The following is a 20,058-nucleotide window of genomic DNA, read 5'->3' as shown; positions in this document are numbered from 1 at the left end:
GCCCCTGCGCGCCTGGTGGGGGACCCCTCCCAACACGACCCGACCCCCGCGAGTTCCGGGGTATGGGCAACGTCTAGAGTGGCGTGGTACGCGCGGGCCTTTACCGGGACTTCACACGGGAGAGGTCTGCTGGGATGTCTCTGTAGGGGTGTGCGTGACGGCCGTCGAATCCCGTCCAGCGGATGGGGGCACCTCCCACGCCCTTAAGGCAGTGGGGGAGCTCGGTGCGAGCCAGAGCCCGAGTCACCGGCCGTTCGGGGCCCGTGTCAAGGCGTTCGTGGCGCTGACCAAGCCGAGGATCATCGAGCTTCTGCTCATCACCACCGTTCCGGTGATGTTCCTCGCCCAGCAGGGCGTGCCCGATCTGACCCTGGTGCTGCTGACCTGCCTCGGCGGCTACCTCTCGGCGGGCGGCGCCAACGCGCTGAACATGTACATCGACCGCGACATCGACGCCCTGATGGACCGCACCTCGCAGCGCCCGCTGGTCACCGGCATGGTCAGCCCGCGCGAGTGCCTCGCCTTCGGCATCTCCCTCGCGATCGTCTCCACCCTGCTGTTCGGCCTGGCCGTCAACTGGCTGTCGGCCTGGCTCTCCCTCGGGGCGCTCCTCTTCTACGTCGTCGTCTACACGATGATCCTCAAGCGCCGTACCTCGCAGAACATCGTGTGGGGCGGCATCGCCGGCTGCATGCCGGTGCTGATCGGCTGGTCCGCGGTCACCAACTCCATGTCGTGGGCGCCGGTCATCCTCTTCCTCGTCATGTTCTTCTGGACGCCGCCGCACTACTGGCCGCTGTCCATGAAGGTCAAGGAGGACTACGCGCGCGTGGGCGTGCCGATGCTGCCGGTCGTCGCCTCCAACAAGGTCGTCGCCAAGCAGATCGTCATCTACAGCTGGGTGATGGTGGCCGTCTCCCTGCTCCTCACCCCCCTCGGCTACACGGGCTGGTTCTACACGTCCGTCGCCCTGGTGGCGGGCGGCTGGTGGCTGTGGGAGGCGCACGGCCTCCAGAACCGGGCGAAGGCCGAGGTGACGGGCGGCAAGCTCAAGGAGATGCGGCTGTTCCACTGGTCCATCACCTACGTCTCGCTGCTGTTCGTGGCGATCGCGGTGGACCCCTTCCTGCGCTGACGCCCGCGCCGGGCGCCCGTACTGACATACGCACTGACGTACGTCACAGCGCCCTGCCCTCGCCTGTCGATCTACCGGTGAGTAGCATCCTGGCCATGGCAGACACGCAGCAGGAAGACACCCAGCAGACCGACGCGACGGCCGACGCGAAGGCCGAGCGCAAGGTCGCGAAGCTCGCCAAGCGGATCGACGCCTTCGCCAAGGCGCACGGCGGTGCCGAGGCCCAGGTGGCCTACATCGGCGAGCGGGGCGCCCGCATCGTGCTCGTCGGCGAGGACGGCGGCTGGGGCGACCTGGTGGTCCCCTCCTACGAACTCGCCGAGCAGGCCGTGGCGAAGTCCGGCCTCACCGTCCACGAGTCCTTCGACGGCGAGTTCGCGGCCAAGGTGAAGACGGGCCCGTACGAGTGGACCCGTATGGCGGGGATCCAGGTCGGCGGCCCGCGCAACGGCTGACGCCCTTCGATGATTCGCACGGGGTGTGTCCCAGCAACACCTCGCAGCCGGTTCACCCGTTAGGACCTGTACGGAGTGCACGGTCCAGTACGGGGAGTCCGGATGATCGAAACGCCGTCCCTCGTGGACCAGTACTGCCACGGTGTCCTCAGAACGGAGCTGGGCCTGGGCACCTTCGAGGCCCAACTCGCCCGTACCGAGGGCCCGCCCGCCCCCGGCACCACCCTCTTCGACACCCAGACGGGCTTCGCCGTACGCCGCTGGTGTCCGCCGCTGCTCGGTCTGGAACCGCACTGCCCGCCCGCCCGCTATCTCGCCCGGCGCCGCGAACTGGGCGTGCTGGAAGCGGGCCGCAGGCTGCTGCGGGGCAGCGGCATCACCACGTACCTGGTCGACACCGGACTGCCCGGCGACCTCACCTGCCCCGACGAACTGGCCTCCGCCGGGGCCGCCGAGGCCCGCGAGATCGTCCGTCTGGAGTTACTGGCCGAGCAGGTCGCCGACACCTCGGGCACCGTCGAGTCCTTCCTCGCCAACCTCGCCGAGTCGGTGCACGGCGCCGCCGCGAACGCGGTCGCCTTCACCTCGGTCGCGGGGCTGCGGCACGGACTCGCGCTGGCGCCCGAGCCGCCGGGGCCCGGCGAGGTGCGGGGCGCGGCCGGACGGTGGCTGGCGGGCCGCCGGGTCGGCGGTGAGCTGAGCGATCCGGTCCTGCTGCGCCACCTGCTGTGGATCGCCGTCGCCTCGGGGCTCCCGCTCCAACTGCACGCGGGGCTGGGGGAGCCGGGGGCCCGCATCGACCGTACGGACCCGGTCCTGCTGACGGACTTCGTCCGGGCCACGGCCGGCCTCGGCACCGACCTGGTCCTCCTGCACGGCTACCCGTACCACCGCCACGCCGCTCACCTCGCCGGCGTCTTCCCGCACGTGTACGCCGACTCCGGTGCCGCCCTCGTGCGCACCGGCGCCCGTGCCGCGACGATCCTCGCCGAGATCCTGGAGCTGACCCCCTTCGGCAAGATCCTCTTCTCCAGCGGCGCCCACGGACTGCCGGAACTCCACGTGGTGGCCGCCCGCCTCTTCCGCGAGGCCCTCGGCCGGGTCCTGGGCGGCTGGGTCGCCGAGGGCGCGTGGTCACTGGCGGACGCGCAGCGGGTGGCGGGCATGGTCGCGGCGGGGAACGCGCGGAGGGTGTACGGGCTGGAGTGAGCGGAGGGCACGAGCGGGGGAGTCAGGTCGGCTGGGGCGCTAGGGGTGTACGGACCGGACCGAGCTGTCCAGACTGTCGGGGTGACGACGACCGACGCTCTGCTAGACCGTTTCCTCGACGACCTGACCCCGCTGCGCCCCATCGCCGTGTGGGCGCACGGATCCCTCGCGGGCGGCGACTACCAGGAGGGCCGCAGCGACCTGGACCTGATCGCGGTGCTCGACCGTCCCGCGGCTCTGGGCACCGTATGGCGGATCGCGACGCTGCACCCGCGCCTGCGCGCGGCCGAACCGCTGGCCGTCAAGCTGCACTGCAGCTATCTGACGCCCGCGCCGACCGCCGACGCCGATCGCTCGCATCTCACCTGGGCCCACGACCAGTTGATGCGGCGGCCCGTCACCCCGGTCACCCGTCGTGAACTGCACGCCTTCGGCCGGGTGTTGCACGGGCTCGCGCCCGCGGATCTGCTTCCGGCGGTGTCGGACCGGGAGTTGGCCGACTTCGTCGTGCGTGATCAGCGGGAGTTCTGGCGGCCGAACGTGGACCGGGTGCGGCAGTGGACGCAGGACGGCTGGGTCGACGTAGGGATGACGACCTTCGCCCGCGCGAGCGCCACGCTGAAGGACGGGCGGCTGATCTCCAAGCGCGAGGCGCTCGACCTGCTGCCCGAACTGGGCGCGCCCGTCGAGGTGGTGGAGGACATCAGACGACGGCGGTACGAGGAGCGGCCGGCGCCCGTCACCGAGGAGTGGGCGGTACGGCGGGGCGAGTTGACCCGGAGCTACCTGGGACCGGCGATCGACGGACTGGTGTCCGCGTACGCCTGATCCGGCAACTCGACCTCCGTCTGCGGGCGTTCGCGCATCGCCAGCAGTACGCGCAGCACCGCGATCCACACCAGGGCCGAGCCGAGCATGTGCAGGCCGACCAGGAACTCGGGGAGGTCGGTGAAGTACTGGACGTAGCCGATGACGCCCTGGGAGAGCAGGACCAGGAACAGGTCGCGGGTGCGGTGCAGCGGGCCCTGGGGGGCGTCGACCGCCTTGAGGACGAACCAGAGGGCGAAGGTCAGCGTGACCACGATCCAGGCCAGCACCGCGTGCAGCTTGCTGACCGTCTCCCAGTCCAGCGGCATCCGCTCGACCTCGCTGGAGTCGCCCGCGTGCGGCCCCGAGCCGGTCACCACCGTGCCCACCGCGATCAGCAGCACGGCGGCGGCGACCAGGAACCACACCATCTGCCGCACCGGCTGGCCGACCAGCGGACGCGGCTCGCCGTCGCCCTCGCGGGTGCGCTGCCACATCACGGCGGCGACCGCGATGAGGCCCGAGGAGAGCAGGAAGTGCGCCGCGACCGTGTACGGGTTGAGGCCGACCAGCACCACGATGCCGCCGAGGATCGCGTTGCTCATCACGACCCAGAACTGCGCCCAGCCGAGTCGGGTGAGCGAGCGCCGGTACGGCTTCTCGGAGCGGGCGGCGATGATCGCCCAGCCGACGGCCGCACAGAGCACGTAGGTCAGCATGCGGTTGCCGAACTCGATCACCCCGTGCACGCCCATCGCGCCCGTGGTGGTGAGCGAGTCGTCGGTGCACTTGGGCCAGGTCGGGCAGCCGAGCCCGGAGCCGGTCAGCCGCACCGCGCCGCCGGTGACCACGATCACCACCGACATGACGAGGGCGGCGAGGGCCGCCCGCCGGACCGTCCGAGGGGTCGGCGTCCAGCGTGCGGCGATGAAGGCGAGGGGGTTGCGCGCGGCGGGGAGAGCGTCGGCGAGGGTCAGGTTCGGCACGCGCACCATCGTAGGGCGCCGCTTGTGCACGCGTTCACGAGGGTCGGGCCTGACGCGGGTGGTTCTGCTCACGCCCATGGTCACGCCCGTGCTCACTCCCAGCGGAAGAACCTGCCGGCCGCCGCGAGTCCCACGACCGCCCATACGGCCAGGATCCCCAGGTCGCCCCACGGTGTGCCGGCGCCGTGCTGGAGCACGTCCCGCAGGCCGTCCGAGAGGGCCGAGATGGGGAGCAGACCCAGCACGTCCTGGGCGCCCTGCGGGTACTTGTCCATCGGCACGATCACTCCGCCTCCGACGAGCAGCAGCAGGAAGACCAGGTTGGCGGCGGCGAGTGTCGCCTCCGCCTTGAGGGTGCCGGCCATCAGCAGGCCGAGGCCCGAGAAGGCCGCGGTGCCCAGGACGAGGAGGAGCAGGACGGCCGCCGGGTTGCCGTGCGGGGACCAGCCGAGCGCGAAGGCGATCACCGTCAGCAGGACGATCTGGAGGATCTCGGTGACCAGTACCGACAGCGTCTTCGCGGTCATCAGCCCCCAGCGCGGGAGCGGGGAGGAGGCCAGCCGCTTCAGGACGCCGTAGCGGCGCTCGAAGCCGGTGGCGATGGCCTGGCCCGTGAAGGCGGTCGACATGACGGCGAGCGCCAGGATGCCGGGGGTCAGGAAGTCGACGGACTTGCCGGCGCCCGTGTCGACGATGTCCACCGCGCTGAACAGCACCAGCAGGAGGGTGGGGATCACGACGGTGAGCAGCAGCTGTTCGCCGTTGCGCAGCAGCATCTTCGTTTCGAGGGCCGCCTGGGCCGCGATCATGCGGGGGAGCGGGGCGGCGCCGGGCCTCGGCGTGTACGTACCGACACTCACGAACGCAGCTCCTTGCCGGTCAGTTCCAGGAAGACGTCCTCCAGGGTGTGCCGCTCCACCGAGATGCGGTCCGGCATCACCCCGTGCTGCGCGCACCAGGACGTCACCGTCGCGAGCAGCTGCGGGTCGACCTTGCCGCCGACGCGGTAGGAGCCCGGCGTCAGTTCGACGGCCGTGCAGTCGGCGGGCAGGGCCTTGAGCAGGGAGCCGACGTCGAGGCCCGGGCGGCCGGTGAAGCGCAGGGTGTTCTCGGCGCCGCCGCGGCACAGCTCCTCGGGGGAGCCGTGGGCGATGACCCGGCCGGCGTCGATGATCGTCACGTCGTCGGCGAGCTGCTCGGCCTCGTCCATGTAGTGCGTGGTGAGGATGACCGAGACGCCGTCCGTGCGCAGGTCGCGGACCAGGTCCCAGGTCGCGTGCCGGGCCTGCGGGTCCAGGCCCGCGGTCGGCTCGTCCAGGAACACCAGCTCCGGACGGCCCACGACCGCCATCGCGAGGGCGAGCCGCTGCTGCTGGCCGCCGGAGAGCCGGCGGTAGGTGGTGCGGCCGCAGCCGCCGAGGCCGAGCCGCTCGATCAGGGCGTCCACGTCCAGCGGATCGGCGTGCAGCTTCGCCACGTGCCGCAGCATCTCGTCGGCCCGCGCACCCGAGTACACCCCGCCGGACTGAAGCATCACGCCGATCCGGGGGTGCAGCTCACGGGCCTGACGCACCGGGTCGAGGCCCAGGACGCGCACCGTGCCGGAGTCCGGCTTCCGGTACCCCTCGCAGGTCTCGACCGTGGTCGTCTTGCCCGCGCCGTTCGGGCCGAGCACGGCGGTCACGCCCGCCTGGGCCGTCAGGTCGAGGCCGTCCACAGCGGTTTTGCTGCCGTACCGCTTCACCAGGGCCTGAACCTGGACCACGGGCTCACTTCGCATGATGGCGAGTCTAGGTACGCGGTCCGCGCCCGGGACGGGCGGGTGCAGGATCTCCACCCACCGGATCTCCACCCATCGGCAGCTCCTCCTCGCGCGGCCGGTGCAGCGCGAGCCACCGCTCGGCGTACGCCACCGCGTCCGCGACCGGGAACAGCCGCGCGTCGGCCGCGCCCACCGTCCCCCGTACGACGGGCCGGTCCCGCTCGAAGTCGTGGCCCAGCTCGTCGAACCGCTCCGAGCTGATCGACACCTCGGTCACCGTCTCCCAGCCCCCGCCCGGCGCCGGCCGGCCGATCCGGACCAGCGGGGACGGGATGCGGTACTCGGCGAGGTGGAAGCTCGTGCACGTGTCGTAGCCGGCCCCGAGCAGCAGCACGCGCGCGCCCAGCTCCTCAAGCCGCGCCAACGGACTGCGCTCGCCCAGTTGGCAGTCCGGCGCGTGCCCGTCGACGATCCGCGCGGCCTGCGGGCCGAGCGCCGCGAACGACGTCTGGGGATGCGCGCTGCGCAACGCGCCCGGCCAGCGCCGTACGGTCTCCGGGATCACGCCGACCCCGCGCGAGGGCGTGATCAGCGGGTCGTACGGTGGCATCGAGGCCCGGATGCGGTCCCACCAGTCCTCCGGCACCGGCGGATTTCCCCACAGCGCCGGGTCCGAGAGGTCGCCGGACTGGGTCGGGACGGCCACGGTGCCGCCCGGACCGAGCGCGTCGAGAATTCCTTGGACGACCGCCACGGCACCCCCGCAGACCCAGCCGAGGCTGCTGAGGGAGGAGTGCACGAGGAGGGTCTCGCCGGTCTCGACACCCAGCAGGCGCAGCTGTGCGGCGACTGTGTCGCGGGTGACAAGTGGGCCGGTCGGAGGGGGTATCGCCATGGTTCCGGAGTGTCGCGCACGGGGTCCGGCGGCGCCACCGAATTGGCCGCGCCTGATCGATCAAAGATCGTTTTCGCAGGTCAGATTAGGTATGCCTAAGTGACGCAGGGCACCGCCCGTCGGCCCGGACGTGGGTTGCCCGGTCCTGAGGAATTACGCAACAATGGCGTTGTGAAAAACGTCGGCGAGGCTCGGGAGACCCCCACGGGGGCCCCTCAGGAGGAGCTCGCGACCGGTGAGCGGTCCACCCGCAACCGCGTCGCGCGATCCATCCTGGACCACGGGCCGTCGACCGTCGCCGCGCTCGCCGAGCGGCTCGGGCTGACCCAGGCCGCCGTCAGGCGCCACCTGGACGCCCTGGTCGCCGACGAGGTCGTCGAGGCCCGCGAGCAGCGGGTCTACGGGGCACGCACCCGCGGACGCCCCGCGAAGGTCTTCGCCCTCACCGACTGCGGCCGGGACGCCTTCGACCAGTCCTACGACAAGCTGGCCGCGGACGCCCTGCGCTGGATCCAGGAGCGGTTCGGCGGGGACGAGGCGGTCGTCGCCTTCGCCCGCGCGCGGATCGCCGAGCAGGCCGCCGCCTACCGCGCGGCCATCGAGGCCGCCGCCCCCGAGGAGCGGACCGAGGCCCTGGCCAGGGCGCTGAGCGCGGACGGGTACGCTGCTACGGCGCGCAGCGCGCCCCTCCCGCAACAGGGTGAGCAGCTCTGCCAGCACCACTGCCCGGTGGCCCACGTCGCGGAGAAGTTCCCACAGCTCTGCGAGGCGGAGACGGAGATCTTCTCCCAACTGCTCGGAACCCACGTCCAGCGGCTGGCGACCATCGCGCACGGCGACGGCGTCTGCACGACGTTCATCCCAAAGATTTCCAAGACGCAACTCCATAGCCAGAACGCATCTGCACGTACCGCCGGGAGGAACCCCGCATGACGCTCCCCATCGAGGAGACTGCCCACCCCGAGCTCGAGGGTCTGGGTACGTACGAATACGGCTGGGCCGACTCCGACGTGGCCGGTGCCTCCGCCAAGCGCGGCATCAACGAGGACGTCGTCCGGGACATCTCCGGCAAGAAGAGCGAGCCGGAGTGGATGACCAAGCTCCGCCTCAAGGGCCTGCGCCTGTTCGAGAAGAAGCCCATGCCGAACTGGGGCTCCGACCTCTCCGGCATCGACTTCGACAACATCAAGTACTTCGTGCGCTCCACGGAGAAGCAGGCGGAGTCCTGGGAGGACCTGCCCGAGGACATCAAGAACACGTACGACAAGCTCGGCATCCCCGAGGCGGAGAAGCAGCGCCTCGTCGCCGGTGTCGCGGCCCAGTACGAGTCCGAGGTCGTCTACCACCAGATCCGTGAGGACCTGGAGGAGCAGGGCGTCATCTTCCTGGACACCGACACCGCGCTGAAGGAGCACCCGGAGCTCTTCAAGGAGTACTTCGGCACCGTCATCCCGGTCGGCGACAACAAGTTCGCGTCGCTCAACACGGCCGTGTGGTCCGGCGGTTCCTTCATCTACGTGCCGAAGGGCGTGCACGTCGAGATCCCGCTCCAGGCCTACTTCCGCATCAACACGGAGAACATGGGCCAGTTCGAGCGGACGCTGATCATCGTCGACGAGGACGCCTACGTCCACTACGTCGAGGGCTGTACGGCGCCGATCTACAAGTCGGACTCCCTGCACTCCGCGGTGGTCGAGATCATCGTGAAGAAGGGCGCCCGCTGCCGCTACACGACCATCCAGAACTGGTCGAACAACGTCTACAACCTGGTCACCAAGCGCGCCGTCGCCTACGAGGGCGCGACCATGGAGTGGATCGACGGCAACATCGGCTCCAAGGTGACGATGAAGTACCCGGCCGTCTACCTGATGGGCGAGCACGCCAAGGGCGAGACCCTCTCCATCGCCTTCGCGGGCGAGGGCCAGCACCAGGACGCCGGCTCCAAGATGGTCCACATGGCGCCGAACACGTCCTCCAACATCGTCTCCAAGTCGGTGGCGCGCGGCGGTGGCCGTACGTCCTACCGCGGTCTCGTCGAGATCGGCGAGGGCGCCCACGGCTCCAAGTCGAACGTGCTGTGCGACGCGCTGCTCGTCGACACGATCTCCCGCTCGGACACGTACCCGTACGTGGACGTCCGCGAGGACGACGTGTCCATGGGCCACGAGGCGACCGTCTCCAAGGTCTCCGAGGACCAGCTCTTCTACCTGATGAGCCGCGGTCTGAGCGAGTTCGAGGCGATGGCGATGATCGTGCGCGGCTTCGTCGAGCCGATCGCCAAGGAACTGCCGATGGAGTACGCCCTCGAACTCAACCGGTTGATCGAGCTGCAGATGGAAGGCTCGGTCGGCTGATCCCGGCCACCGGCCCGCACACGTCCTGACATCAGAAAGCGAGCACTACGACAGCCATGGCTGAGGCTCAGAACTCCACGGTGGGGTCCTCCACCACCGCCGGATCGATCGCGGTGGCCGCCGAGTCGACCGTCGCCACGCGCATGAGCGCGCCCCCGTCCTTCGACGTGGCGGACTTCCCGGTCCCCCACGGCCGCGAGGAGGAGTGGCGGTTCACGCCGCTGGAGCGGCTGCGCGGGCTGCACGACGGCACCGCGGTCGCCACCGGCACCGGCGTCAAGGTCGACGTGGTCGCCCCCGAGGGCGTCACCGTCGAGACCGTCGGCCGCGACGACGCCCGCCTCGGCAAGGCGGGCACCCCCGTGGACCGCGTCGCCGCCCAGGCGTACTCGGCGTTCGAGCAGGCCGGCGTGATCACCGTCCCCAAGGAGACGGTCCTCGCCGAGCCGATCCGGATCGCCGTGCACGGCGAGGGCGGGGTCGCCTACGGCCACCAGGTCGTGGAGCTCGGAGCCTTCGCCGAGGCCGTCGTCGTCATCGACCACACCGGTGACGCCGTGCTCGCCGCCAACGTCGACTACGTCCTCGGTGACGGCGCCAAGCTGACCGTCGTCTCCGTCCAGGACTGGGACGACAAGGCGGTGCACGTCGGCCAGCACAACGCGCTGATCGGCCGGGACGCCACCTTCAAGTCGTTCGTCGTCACCTTCGGCGGCGACCTGGTACGGCTGCACCCGCGCGTCGCCTACGCCGGTACCGGCGGCGAGGCCGAGCTGTTCGGGCTGTACTTCACCGACTCCGGCCAGCACCAGGAGCACCGCCTCCTCGTCGACCACAACACCCCGCACTGCAAGTCCAACGCGATGTACAAGGGCGCGCTCCAGGGCGAGGGCGCGCACGCGGTGTGGATCGGTGACGTGCTCATCGAGGCCACGGCCGAGGGCACGGACACCTACGAGATGAACCGCAACCTGGTTCTCACGGACGGCGCCCGGGTCGACTCGGTGCCGAACCTGGAGATCGAGACCGGCGAGATCGTCGGCGCCGGCCACGCGAGTGCCACCGGCCGCTTCGACGACGAGCAGCTCTTCTACCTGATGGCCCGCGGCATCCCGGCCGACGAGGCCCGGCGCCTGGTCGTCCGCGGCTTCTTCGCCGAGCTGGTCCAGCAGATCGGTGTCGACGACATCGAGGCCCGCCTGCTGGAGAAGATCGACGAGGAGCTGGAGGCGTCGGTCTGATGACGGCCTCTTCGACGTTCGTACGCGTCTGTGGGCTTGGCGAGCTGGAGGACGACACCCCCAAGCGGGTGGAGCTCGACGGCACGCCGGTCTCGGTCGTGAAGACCGAGGGGGAGGTGTTCGCGATCAACGACATCTGCTCGCACGCGAACGTCTCGCTCTCCGAGGGCGAGGTGGAGGACTGTCAGATCGAGTGCTGGCTGCACGGCTCCGCGTTCGACCTCCGCACCGGCAAACCGTCCGGCCTGCCCGCGACGCGCCCCGTCCCCGTATACCCCGTAAAGATCGAAGGGGACGACGTGCTCGTCTCCCTCACCCAGGAGTCCTGAGGAACCCATGGCAACGCTTGAAATCCACGACCTGCACGTCACCGTCGAGGCCGACAACGCCACGAAGGAGATCCTCAAGGGCGTCGACCTCACCGTGAAGCAGGGCGAGACGCACGCCATCATGGGCCCGAACGGCTCCGGCAAGTCGACGCTCGCCTACTCGCTCGCGGGCCACCCCAAGTACACGATCACCGGCGGCACCGTCACCCTCGACGGCGAGGACGTCCTGGAGATGTCCGTCGACGAGCGCGCCCGCGCCGGCCTCTTCCTCGCGATGCAGTACCCGGTCGAGGTCCCCGGTGTGTCCGTCTCCAACTTCCTTCGTACGTCCGCCACCGCCATCCGCGGTGAGGCGCCGAAGCTGCGTACCTGGGTGAAGGAGGTCCGGGAGACCATGGAGCGTCTCTCCATGGACCCCGCCTTCGCCGAGCGCAACGTGAACGAGGGCTTCTCCGGCGGTGAGAAGAAGCGCCACGAGATCCTTCAGCTGGAGCTGCTCAAGCCGAAGATCGCGATCCTCGACGAGACCGACTCCGGCCTGGACGTCGACGCCCTGCGCGTCGTCTCCGAGGGCGTCAACCGCGTCCGCGAGACCGGTGAGGTCGGCACCCTGCTGATCACGCACTACACGCGCATCCTGCGCTACATCAAGCCCGACTTCGTGCACGTCTTCTCCGGCGGCAGGATCGTCGAGTCCGGCGGCGCCGAGCTGGCCGACAAGCTGGAGAACGAGGGCTACGAGGTCTACACGAAGGGTGGCGTATCAGCGTGACGCAGCTGCCGGGTCTCCTCGACACTGAGGCGCTCCGCAAGGACTTCCCCATCCTGGACCGCACGGTCCACGACGGTAAGAAGCTCGTGTACCTGGACAACGCGGCGACCTCGCAGAAGCCGCGCCAGGTGCTCGACGCCCTGAACGAGTACTACGAGCGCTACAACGCCAACGTCCACCGCGGTGTGCATGTGCTCGCCGAGGAGGCCACGGCGCTGTACGAGGGCGCGCGCGACAAGGTCGCCGAGTTCATCAACGCGCCCTCCCGCGACGAGGTGATCTTCACCAAGAACGCCTCCGAGTCGCTCAACCTCGTGGCGAACATGCTGGGCTGGGCCGACGAGCCCTACCGCGTGGACCACGAGACCGAGATCGTCATCACGGAGATGGAGCACCACTCCAACATCGTGCCGTGGCAGCTGCTCTCGCAGCGCACGGGCGCGAAGCTGAAGTGGTTCGGCCTGACCGACGACGGCCGGCTCGACCTGTCGAACATCAACGAGATCATCACCGAGAAGACGAAGATCGTCTCCTTCGTGCTGGTGTCGAACATCCTCGGCACGGTCAACCCGGTCGAGGCGATAGTGCGCCGTGCGCAGGAGGTCGGCGCGCTGGTCTGCATCGACGCCTCGCAGGCCGCGCCGCACATGCCGCTGGACGTCCAGTCGCTCCAGGCCGACTTCGTGGCCTTCACCGGCCACAAGATGTGCGGCCCGACGGGCATCGGCGTCCTGTGGGGCCGCCAGGAGCTGCTCGAGGACCTGCCGCCGTTCCTGGGCGGCGGCGAGATGATCGAGACCGTGTCGATGCACTCGTCGACGTACGCTCCCGCCCCGCACAAGTTCGAGGCGGGTACGCCCCCGATCGCGCAGGCGGTCGGCCTCGGCGCGGCGATCGACTACCTCTCCGCGATCGGCATGGACAAGATCCTCGCCCATGAGCACGCGCTCACGGAGTACGCGGTCAAGCGCCTGCTGGACGTCCCCGACCTGAAGATCATCGGCCCGACCACGGCCGAGGACCGGGGCGCGGCGATCTCCTTCACGCTCGGCGACATCCACCCGCACGACGTGGGTCAGGTCCTCGACGAGGAGGGCATCGCGGTCCGGGTCGGCCACCACTGCGCACGGCCGGTCTGCCTGCGGTACGGAATTCCTGCGACCACGCGAGCGTCGTTCTATCTGTACTCCACGCCGGCCGAGATCGACGCACTGGTCGACGGACTGGAGCACGTACGGAACTTCTTCGGCTGAGGGGCTGGCTGGATCGTGAAGCTGGATTCGATGTACCAGGAAGTCATCCTGGACCACTACAAGCACCCGCACGGGCGGGGCTTGCGGGATGGCGACGCCGAGGTGCACCACGTGAACCCGACGTGCGGCGACGAGATCACCCTCCGAGTGAAGTACGACGGCTCGACCATCGAGGACGTCTCGTACGAGGGCCAGGGCTGCTCGATCAGTCAGGCCAGCGCGTCCGTCCTCAACGACCTGCTGGTCGGCAAGGACCTGACCGAGGCCCGGCGGATCCAGGAGACCTTCCTGGAGCTGATGCAGTCCAAGGGCCGCATCGAGCCCGACGACGAGATGGAGGAGGTGCTGGAGGACGCGATCGCGTTCGCCGGTGTCTCCAAGTACCCGGCACGGGTGAAGTGCGCCCTCCTGAGCTGGATGGCGTGGAAGGACGCGACGGCCCAGGCCCTGGGCGGAGCCGAAGCCGAAAGGAAGACGGCATGAGCGAGACCATCGAGATCAAGCCCGCCTCCGAGGAGGAGGTCCGCGAGGCCCTGCTCGACGTGGTCGACCCCGAACTGGGTATCGACGTCGTCAATCTCGGCCTCATCTACGGCGTGCACATCGACGACGCCAACATCGCGACCATCGACATGACGCTGACCTCGGCGGCCTGTCCGCTGACCGACGTCATCGAGGACCAGGCCAAGTCCGCCACGGACGGCCTCGTCAACGAGCTGCGCATCAACTGGGTCTGGATGCCGCCGTGGGGTCCGGACAAGATCACGGACGACGGGCGGGAGCAGCTTCGGGCGTTGGGGTTCAACGTCTGAGCGCCACACCCGGCCGCGATACGCGCCACACCCGGCCGCGATACGCGCGACACCCGGTAGAGATACGGCAGACGGCCACACCCCGAGAGGGTGTGGCCGTCTCGCTGTCCGGTGTGTCAGGCCAGCCCGTCCACCAGCAGGAAGGCCGAGTCGGCCTGGTAGTCCGACGACGAGCGGTGGTGGCCGTAGTCGCCGTCCAGGGTGAGCTGGAAGTTCTGGTGGCGCAGGAAGCGGCCGGGATAGTTCACCGACTCCAGCATGATCGCGCCGGTGATCGAGGAAGCGCGGCGGCAGAAGGTCGCGTCCTGTTTGAAGAGGGCCGAGCCGTCGTTGCGCTCGGCGCGCAGCACGAAGTCGCGGTGGCGCAGATAGGTGCCGTCGGCCGTGGCGAACGAGTAACAGTCGGCCTTGGCAAGGCCCTTGACCAGCTTGAAGGTGGCGTTGCGGCGGTCGGCGGCCGAGGTGATCGGGTCGAGCTTCACGTAGTCGCCGCTCACGTGCCAGTAGCGGTCGGGGTAGTTGACCGAGCGGACGGACTTCCAGGTGCCCTTGGGTTGCGGCTTGCTGGACGAAGTCGCTTTGTGCGTCGGCGACTTGGACGGGTTCGCGCCGCCGGCCGGGGACGGGGAGGCGGGTGCGGTGGTGCTCCGCGCGGTCGACTGGCCGACCTTGCCGCCGGGTGCCGAGGCACCCGTGTCGGAGGGCGAGGCGAAGGTGATCAACCCCGGTTCGGTCGCGGTGCTGGCGGACGGGACCGGCGACCTCGCGGCTCGTGACGGCCCGTCAGAAGCCTTCTTCATGAAGGCTATCGCCATCACGCAGGTGATGACCGTGGCCAGGGCCAGCACGCCGGCCAGCCAGAGTCTTCGGGTGCCGGGGGTCCGTGAGGTGTCGGGGGCCCAGCCGTTCTCCCAGGGTTGGTTCCGCGGGGGCCGGGGGGTGTTCTCTGGCATGCGCTGTTCCTCCAGCGGCGCCAAAGGCGGCGGCCGGGGGTGTGAGGGTGGGGTGGGTGACCGGTGAAACCCTAGTGGAGTCGTGAGGCGCCAGGGAACCGTTTCAGGGAGCGGTTTCTATGAATATTGAACCTCCCTCTGTTTTGAACCGCTGTACACGCCAGGCCCGTTGCGGCATATGTTGTGCCTTGAACCAGCCTTGCCCCTGAACAGCACCACTCCTGCCCCTGCCCACGGCCCACGCCCTGCCGAAAGACGGAACGCCTCCCATGACCGACAAGGCCACCACCCCCGGATCCGCGGACCCCCAGAAGATCGACACGTCGGTGCCGCACTCGGCACGGATCTGGAACTACTGGCTGGGAGGCAAGGACAACTACCCGGTCGACGAGATGGCCGGCGACGCCTACACGGACGTCTTCCCCGGCATCGTCACCATCGCCCGCAGCAGCCGCGCCTTCCTGGCCCGCAACATCACCTACCTGGTCGCCGAGGCGGGCATCCGGCAGTTCCTGGACATCGGCACCGGCCTGCCGACCGCCGACAACACCCACCAGGTCGCCCAGCGCATCGCCCCCGAGGCCCGGATCGTCTACGTCGACAACGACCCGATGGTCCTCGCCCACGCGCACGCGCTGCTCTACTCGACGCGCGAGGGGGTCACCGACTACATCGACGCGAACGTGACGGACACCCCCCGCATCCTGGAGGCGGCCGCGCGGACGCTGGACCTGTCCCAGCCGACCGCGCTGATCCTCAGCAACATCCTCGGGCACGTGGCCACCTACGAGCAGGCCAAGTCGATCGTCACCGGTCTGATGAGCGCGCTGCCGTCCGGCAGCTACCTCTCCATCAACGACGGTTCGGCGGGCATCGACCCCGTCTTCGAGCAGGCCCAGAACGCGTACAACGAGAGCGGCGCGGTCCCCTACAACCTGCGCACGGTCGAGGAGATCACCTCCTACTTCGACGGCCTGGAGCTGCTGGAGCCCGGCGTCGTCTCCGTCCCGCTCTGGCGGCCGGACACCACCACCCCGGAGCCCAAGGTCATCGGCGAACACGGAGGCCTCGCCCGCAAGCCGTGACCCCGGGCAGGGGCTGGCGCAGCGGTACGTAGGCTCGTACGCATGGGATACCTGTTGCTCGGCGCGGCGATCGCCGCCGAGGTGGGCGCCACGACCGCCATGAAGTACAGCGAGGGCTTCAGCAGGCTGTTGCCCTCGCTGCTGACCGTCCTCGGGTACGTCGTGTCCTTCCTGCTGCTCGCGCAGACCCTGAAGACCGTCTCGGTGGGCACGGCCTACGCGATCTGGTCCGGGATCGGCACCGCGGCCATCGCCACCATCGGCATGCTGTTCCTGGGGGAGGGGATGACGGCGACCAAGGCGGCCGGGATCGCGCTGATCATCGTCGGGGTCGTGGTGCTCAACATGGGCGGCGCGCACTGAGGCGTACGTCGGCGCTCGCACCCTGAGACACCCGTGCCGCTGGTTCGCCTCCGTGGGCCCTCGCCGGTTAGGTTGCCCTCATGACCGACACGACTGCACCCAGCACCACCGGGGCGGTGGCCGCCGGCCTCGCCACGATCGCCGCCGACGGCACTGTTCTCGACACCTGGTTCCCCGCGCCCGAGCTGGCCGCCGAGGCCGGACCGTCCGGCACCGAGCGGCTGTCGGCCGAGCGGGCCGTGGAACTGCTCGGCGCGGGTGCGGCGAAAGCGGTCGGGCCGGACGCACGGCGTGGCGTCGAGGTGATCGCGGTCCGTACCGTCATCTCCTCCCTGGACGCGAAGCCGATCGACGCCCACGACGTCTACCTCCGGCTCCACCTGCTCTCCCACCGGCTGGTCCGGCCGCACGGCCAGAGCCTGGACGGCATGTTCGGCTTCCTCGCCAACGTCGCCTGGACCTCGCTCGGTCCGGTCGCCGTGGACGACGTCGAGAAGGTGCGGCTCAACGCCCGCGCCGAGGGGCTGCACCTCCAGGTGACGTCCATCGACAAGTTCCCGCGCATGACGGACTACGTGGCCCCGAAGGGCGTCCGCATCGCCGACGCCGACCGGGTCCGGCTGGGCGCGCACCTCGCCGACGGCACCACCGTCATGCACGAGGGCTTCGTGAACTTCAACGCCGGCACGCTCGGCACGTCGATGGTCGAGGGCCGGATCTCCGCCGGTGTCGTGGTCGGCGACGGCTCGGACATCGGCGGCGGCGCGTCCACGATGGGCACGCTGTCCGGTGGCGGCAACGTCCGCATCACCATCGGCGAGCGCTGCCTGGTCGGCGCGGAGGCGGGCGTGGGCATCGCGCTCGGCGACGAGTGCGTGGTCGAGGCCGGCCTGTACGTCACCGCCGGCACCCGCGTCACGATGCCCGACGGCCAGATCGTCAAGGCCCGCGAACTCTCCGGCGCCTCCCACATCCTCTTCCGCCGCAACTCCGTCACCGGCACGGTCGAGGCCCGCCCGAACAACGCGGTCTGGGGCGGCCTGAACGAGATCCTGCACAGCCACAACTGACACCGACGGTACGACACTTGGGTGAGCGCCCGGCCGAGCAGGACAGCCGGGCGCTCAGCCGTGTCCGCCGTTCACCCGTGTTCGCCGCTCACGCGTGGTGCGCCGCCGCGAACGCCGCCAGTGCCGTGAAGTCCGGCTCGCGCAGGCCGATGCGCGGGTTCACGTGGTGCAGCAGCGCCGGCGCCGGATGCCTCGCGGCCACGAACTCGTCGTCCGCCGGGCCCTGTTCGTCGTCCACCCAGGCGAAGGGACGGCCGTCGGCGTACGCCAGGATCGCCTCCGTCTTCCAGTGCACCCCGTCGGGGCGCCGGGCGAACAGGCCCTCGCCGAAGTCGACGTAGGGGAGTTCGGGCAGACCGACGACGGGCCCTATCCAGCGGTTCGCGGTCTCCATCCAGGTGGTCGCCCAGCACAGGTCGTAGTCCAGGGCGAGCAGCGCGGCGCCGTGGGCGGGGTTCAGCCAGACCCGCAGGCGGCGGCCCGACTCGAGGGACACCCTCAGCGTCGTGTAGCCCTCGGGGCGTCGTTCGGGCTGTGCCGCGTAGGGGTTGAGGGGGCCGTCGACGTCGAGGAAGAGCAGGGGGCGGCTCATGGGGGACAACGTACGGCAGCCGGGGTGGGAACTCGCCCGAGAATTCTTTGCGCGACAGGCATAGCGGCAGGGTGGCGTGCGCGTCACAAGGAGCACAGGAGCGGGGCACGGGCGCCGCCGGGGGAAGAGAAGGTGACGATGGATGCCGAAGGGCTCGATGGTTTTCGCGAGTTCGTGGAGAACCGGTCGTCGGCTCTGCTGAGGACCGCCGTGCTGCTGTGCGGGGGTGACCGGCACGCGGGTGAGGATCTGCTGCAGAACGCGCTCGTGAAGGCGGCTGGCAAATGGCAGCGGATCGACGAACCCGAAGCCTATGTACGGCGGATCCTGTACCGGCAGCAGGTCAGTCGCTGGCGGCTGAAGTGGGGCCGGAGCGAGGTCAGTGTCGCCGAGCCGCCCGAGGGCGGTGAACGGGCGGCGGGTGACTCCGCGGCCAACGCCGAGTTGAGGGTCGTGATGCGTGCGGCTCTCGGCCGGCTCACCGCGCGGCAGCGCACCGTGCTGGTGCTGCGCTACTTCGAGGACCTGCCCGAGGCCGACGTGGCCCGGCTGCTCGGCTGCTCGGTGGGCACCGTACGGTCCACCACCCACCGCTCGCTGGCCCGACTGCGCACGCTGGCACCGGAGTTGGCGGCCCTGGGACCGGCCGAGGCCGAACAGCCGCCGTCCCGTGACTACTCACCCGTGGAGGTGCGTCCGTGAACGTCGATGAACTCCTGCGTGACGCCCTGCGCGAGCAGGCCGATGAACAGGCCTCGGTGGGACCGGGGTTGGCCGACCGGGTGCTCACCCTGCGCCGCCGCCGGCGCAACCGCCGGTACGTGACCCTCGCCGCCGTCACCGTCGCGGTGGTGGCCGTCGCCGTGGCGGTGCCGATGCTCGACTCGGGCAAGGACGAGGTACGCCCCTCGGGCGGTATCCAGCAGGTCGAGGTCAACGCCCACCCGGACCAGTCGCCGCCGCGCGACCTGATCTCCACCGGGGGCACGGCACTTGCCGCGTACTCGGTCCCGAAGACCGTCGTGCAGTCGGCCAACGAGGGCGTGACCGTGCGTACCTACTGGCTGCTCGATCCCAAGACCGGGAAGTACGTGAAGACCACGAAGTGGTCCTGGGTCGCGGTCGCCCCCGGCATGAAGACCGCCGCCGTCCTGGAGCAGAACCTGCCCGCCTCCCGGATCGGCCTGCTCGACCTGGCCTCGGGGCAGGTCAAGCGGTGGATCCCGGTGGACCACGGGGTCGGTGGGCTGGCGTTCTCGCGCGACGGGCAGAAGCTGGTCGCCAGCACCTACGGCGGGAACCCGGACCAGCTGGAGAAGACCGAGGGCTCGGACGGCTGGGACCAGAAGCAGCCGTCGACCCGCAACGGCTTCTACGTCTTCGACGTGGCCTCCGGCAAGGGCCCTTGGAGCGAGGTCGAGCTGAAGAGCGACCCGAACGACCCGGACGTCGGCTTCCTCAACGGGCGCCAGGACTTCGCCCTCACCCCGGACGGCAAGTACGTCTGGGCCGGCAATCCCATGGGCGCCATCGGCAAGGATTTCTACGACCTCTCCGGCAGGAAGGTCGCCGTGCCGGCCGACCAGAAGTACCTGAACTGGTGGGTGGACGCGGGGACCTCACCGAACGGGAAGCTGGTCGGCGGGGACTTCGCCGGCGAGAAGTGGAAGACCTCGTCCTGGATCGTCGACGCCCGGACCGGGGACAAGACCGAGGTGCACGGGCAGCAGTTGCTCGCCTGGGTCGGCAACACCCGGCTCATCGCCTGGGACATCGCGAAGGACGGGAAGAACGAGTTCCACAACCGGCTCGTGCTCGTGACCGTCGGCAGCGACGACGTCGTCCCGCTCAGCGGCTTCCGGCAGGGCAACGACGGAGCCGCCGGACGCTGGGAGCCGGTGTTCGCGCAGCGGTGAGCACCAGTGATCAGCAGCAGTGCTCAGCACCTGAAGTGAGCACCTGAAGTGAGCACCTGAAGTGAGCAC

The 20,058-nt window shown here is 69.9% G+C and carries 23 protein-coding genes; 17 read left to right on the top strand and 6 right to left on the bottom strand.

Annotated elements, in window-relative coordinates; all coding sequences use genetic code 11:
• Window positions 1-148: 148 nt before the first annotated feature.
• The 4 genes from ACIP6U_RS41930 to ACIP6U_RS41915 all read left to right on the top strand — a co-directional run bounded on the left by ACIP6U_RS41930 (window position 149) and on the right by ACIP6U_RS41915 (window position 3,627).
• The gene (locus ACIP6U_RS41930) at window positions 149-1,135 is read left to right on the top strand and encodes a heme o synthase (RefSeq protein ID WP_401728077.1); all 987 of its coding nucleotides are present in this window, start codon (window positions 149-151) and stop codon (window positions 1,133-1,135) included.
• Between the two features lie 95 nt (window positions 1,136-1,230).
• Window positions 1,231-1,590 (top strand): hypothetical protein, encoded by a 360-nt coding sequence (locus ACIP6U_RS41925; RefSeq protein WP_401728075.1) that lies wholly within the window; start codon window positions 1,231-1,233, stop codon window positions 1,588-1,590.
• Between the two features lie 102 nt (window positions 1,591-1,692).
• Window positions 1,693-2,799: an amidohydrolase family protein gene (locus ACIP6U_RS41920; protein ID WP_401728073.1), complete on the top strand. Its 1,107-nt coding sequence runs from the start codon at window positions 1,693-1,695 to the stop codon at window positions 2,797-2,799.
• Between the two features lie 45 nt (window positions 2,800-2,844).
• Window positions 2,845-3,627, top strand: a complete 783-nt coding sequence (locus ACIP6U_RS41915) for a nucleotidyltransferase domain-containing protein (RefSeq protein WP_401728071.1) — start codon at window positions 2,845-2,847, stop codon at window positions 3,625-3,627.
• Here the strand turns inward: ACIP6U_RS41915 and ACIP6U_RS41910 are convergent.
• The 4 genes from ACIP6U_RS41910 to ACIP6U_RS41895 form a co-directional block, all read right to left on the bottom strand.
• Window positions 3,582-4,601, bottom strand: a complete 1,020-nt coding sequence (locus ACIP6U_RS41910; protein ID WP_401728069.1) for a heme A synthase — start codon at window positions 4,599-4,601, stop codon at window positions 3,582-3,584. The genes ACIP6U_RS41915 and ACIP6U_RS41910 overlap by 46 nt on opposite strands.
• 83 nt (window positions 4,602-4,684) lie before the next feature.
• Window positions 4,685-5,401, bottom strand: a complete 717-nt coding sequence (locus ACIP6U_RS41905; RefSeq protein WP_401728104.1) for an ABC transporter permease — start codon at window positions 5,399-5,401, stop codon at window positions 4,685-4,687.
• Between the two features lie 47 nt (window positions 5,402-5,448).
• The gene (locus tag ACIP6U_RS41900; RefSeq protein WP_401728067.1) at window positions 5,449-6,372 is read right to left on the bottom strand and encodes an ABC transporter ATP-binding protein; all 924 of its coding nucleotides are present in this window, start codon (window positions 6,370-6,372) and stop codon (window positions 5,449-5,451) included.
• A 10-nt stretch (window positions 6,373-6,382) separates the two neighbouring features.
• Complete coding sequence (locus tag ACIP6U_RS41895; protein ID WP_401728065.1) at window positions 6,383-7,249, bottom strand: aminoglycoside N(3)-acetyltransferase; 867 nt, start codon at window positions 7,247-7,249, stop codon at window positions 6,383-6,385.
• Window positions 7,250-7,420: 171 nt separating this feature from the next.
• Here ACIP6U_RS41895 and ACIP6U_RS41890 point away from each other — a divergent pair, with 171 nt between their 5' ends.
• The 8 genes from ACIP6U_RS41890 to ACIP6U_RS41855 are packed head-to-tail and all read left to right on the top strand — an operon-like array spanning window position 7,421 to window position 14,010.
• On the top strand, window positions 7,421-8,182 hold the full coding sequence (locus tag ACIP6U_RS41890; RefSeq protein WP_401728063.1) for a helix-turn-helix transcriptional regulator: 762 nt from the start codon (window positions 7,421-7,423) through the stop codon (window positions 8,180-8,182).
• Window positions 8,179-9,603 carry a Fe-S cluster assembly protein SufB gene (sufB, locus tag ACIP6U_RS41885; protein WP_124004476.1) on the top strand — a complete coding sequence of 475 codons (1,425 nt, stop codon included), beginning with the start codon at window positions 8,179-8,181 and terminating at the stop codon, window positions 9,601-9,603. The genes ACIP6U_RS41890 and sufB overlap by 4 nt, the downstream gene beginning before the upstream one ends.
• A 56-nt stretch (window positions 9,604-9,659) precedes the next feature.
• On the top strand, window positions 9,660-10,844 hold the full coding sequence (gene sufD / locus ACIP6U_RS41880; protein ID WP_401728061.1) for a Fe-S cluster assembly protein SufD: 1,185 nt from the start codon (window positions 9,660-9,662) through the stop codon (window positions 10,842-10,844).
• Entirely contained in the window at window positions 10,844-11,173 is a 330-nt protein-coding gene (locus tag ACIP6U_RS41875; RefSeq protein ID WP_401728059.1) for a non-heme iron oxygenase ferredoxin subunit, read from the top strand. Before sufD ends, ACIP6U_RS41875 begins: the two co-directional genes overlap by 1 nt.
• 7 nt (window positions 11,174-11,180) lie before the next feature.
• Window positions 11,181-11,945 (top strand): Fe-S cluster assembly ATPase SufC, encoded by a 765-nt coding sequence (sufC, locus tag ACIP6U_RS41870; protein ID WP_401728057.1) that lies wholly within the window; start codon window positions 11,181-11,183, stop codon window positions 11,943-11,945.
• Entirely contained in the window at window positions 11,942-13,198 is a 1,257-nt protein-coding gene (locus ACIP6U_RS41865) for a cysteine desulfurase (RefSeq protein WP_401728055.1), read from the top strand. Before sufC ends, ACIP6U_RS41865 begins: the two co-directional genes overlap by 4 nt.
• A 15-nt stretch (window positions 13,199-13,213) precedes the next feature.
• Complete coding sequence (gene sufU, locus ACIP6U_RS41860) at window positions 13,214-13,681, top strand: Fe-S cluster assembly sulfur transfer protein SufU (RefSeq protein ID WP_401728054.1); 468 nt, start codon at window positions 13,214-13,216, stop codon at window positions 13,679-13,681.
• Entirely contained in the window at window positions 13,678-14,010 is a 333-nt protein-coding gene (locus ACIP6U_RS41855; RefSeq protein WP_019067540.1) for a metal-sulfur cluster assembly factor, read from the top strand. The genes sufU and ACIP6U_RS41855 overlap by 4 nt, the downstream gene beginning before the upstream one ends.
• 116 nt (window positions 14,011-14,126) lie before the next feature.
• Here ACIP6U_RS41855 and ACIP6U_RS41850 read toward each other — a convergent pair whose 3' ends face one another.
• Window positions 14,127-14,963 (bottom strand): AbfB domain-containing protein, encoded by an 837-nt coding sequence (locus ACIP6U_RS41850; protein ID WP_401728052.1) that lies wholly within the window; start codon window positions 14,961-14,963, stop codon window positions 14,127-14,129.
• A 269-nt stretch (window positions 14,964-15,232) separates the two neighbouring features.
• Between ACIP6U_RS41850 and ACIP6U_RS41845 the strand changes: the two genes are divergently transcribed.
• The 3 genes from ACIP6U_RS41845 (at window position 15,233) to dapD (ending at window position 17,481) form a co-directional block, all read left to right on the top strand.
• A complete protein-coding gene (locus ACIP6U_RS41845) occupies window positions 15,233-16,048 on the top strand; it encodes an SAM-dependent methyltransferase (protein WP_401728050.1) in 816 nt (271 codons plus the stop codon).
• A gap of 42 nt (window positions 16,049-16,090) precedes the next feature.
• Window positions 16,091-16,411 (top strand): DMT family transporter, encoded by a 321-nt coding sequence (locus tag ACIP6U_RS41840; protein WP_401728048.1) that lies wholly within the window; start codon window positions 16,091-16,093, stop codon window positions 16,409-16,411.
• Window positions 16,412-16,491: 80 nt separating this feature from the next.
• Window positions 16,492-17,481, top strand: a complete 990-nt coding sequence (dapD, locus tag ACIP6U_RS41835; protein ID WP_401728046.1) for a 2,3,4,5-tetrahydropyridine-2,6-dicarboxylate N-succinyltransferase — start codon at window positions 16,492-16,494, stop codon at window positions 17,479-17,481.
• 88 nt (window positions 17,482-17,569) lie between these two features.
• Here dapD and ACIP6U_RS41830 read toward each other — a convergent pair whose 3' ends face one another.
• The gene (locus ACIP6U_RS41830) at window positions 17,570-18,073 is read right to left on the bottom strand and encodes a hypothetical protein (protein ID WP_401728044.1); all 504 of its coding nucleotides are present in this window, start codon (window positions 18,071-18,073) and stop codon (window positions 17,570-17,572) included.
• Window positions 18,074-18,211: 138 nt separating this feature from the next.
• Here ACIP6U_RS41830 and ACIP6U_RS41825 point away from each other — a divergent pair, with 138 nt between their 5' ends.
• Window positions 18,212-18,775, top strand: a complete 564-nt coding sequence (locus ACIP6U_RS41825; RefSeq protein WP_401728042.1) for a SigE family RNA polymerase sigma factor — start codon at window positions 18,212-18,214, stop codon at window positions 18,773-18,775.
• A complete protein-coding gene (locus ACIP6U_RS41820) occupies window positions 18,772-19,989 on the top strand; it encodes a WD40 repeat domain-containing protein (protein WP_401728040.1) in 1,218 nt (405 codons plus the stop codon). Before ACIP6U_RS41825 ends, ACIP6U_RS41820 begins: the two co-directional genes overlap by 4 nt.
• Window positions 19,990-20,058 lie beyond the last annotated feature (69 nt).

Origin of the sequence: Streptomyces sp. NPDC088794, assembly GCF_044750545.1 — a bacterium.
Lineage (GTDB): Bacteria > Actinomycetota > Actinomycetes > Streptomycetales > Streptomycetaceae > Streptomyces.
This window is presented reverse-complemented; position numbering and strand designations above follow the sequence as displayed.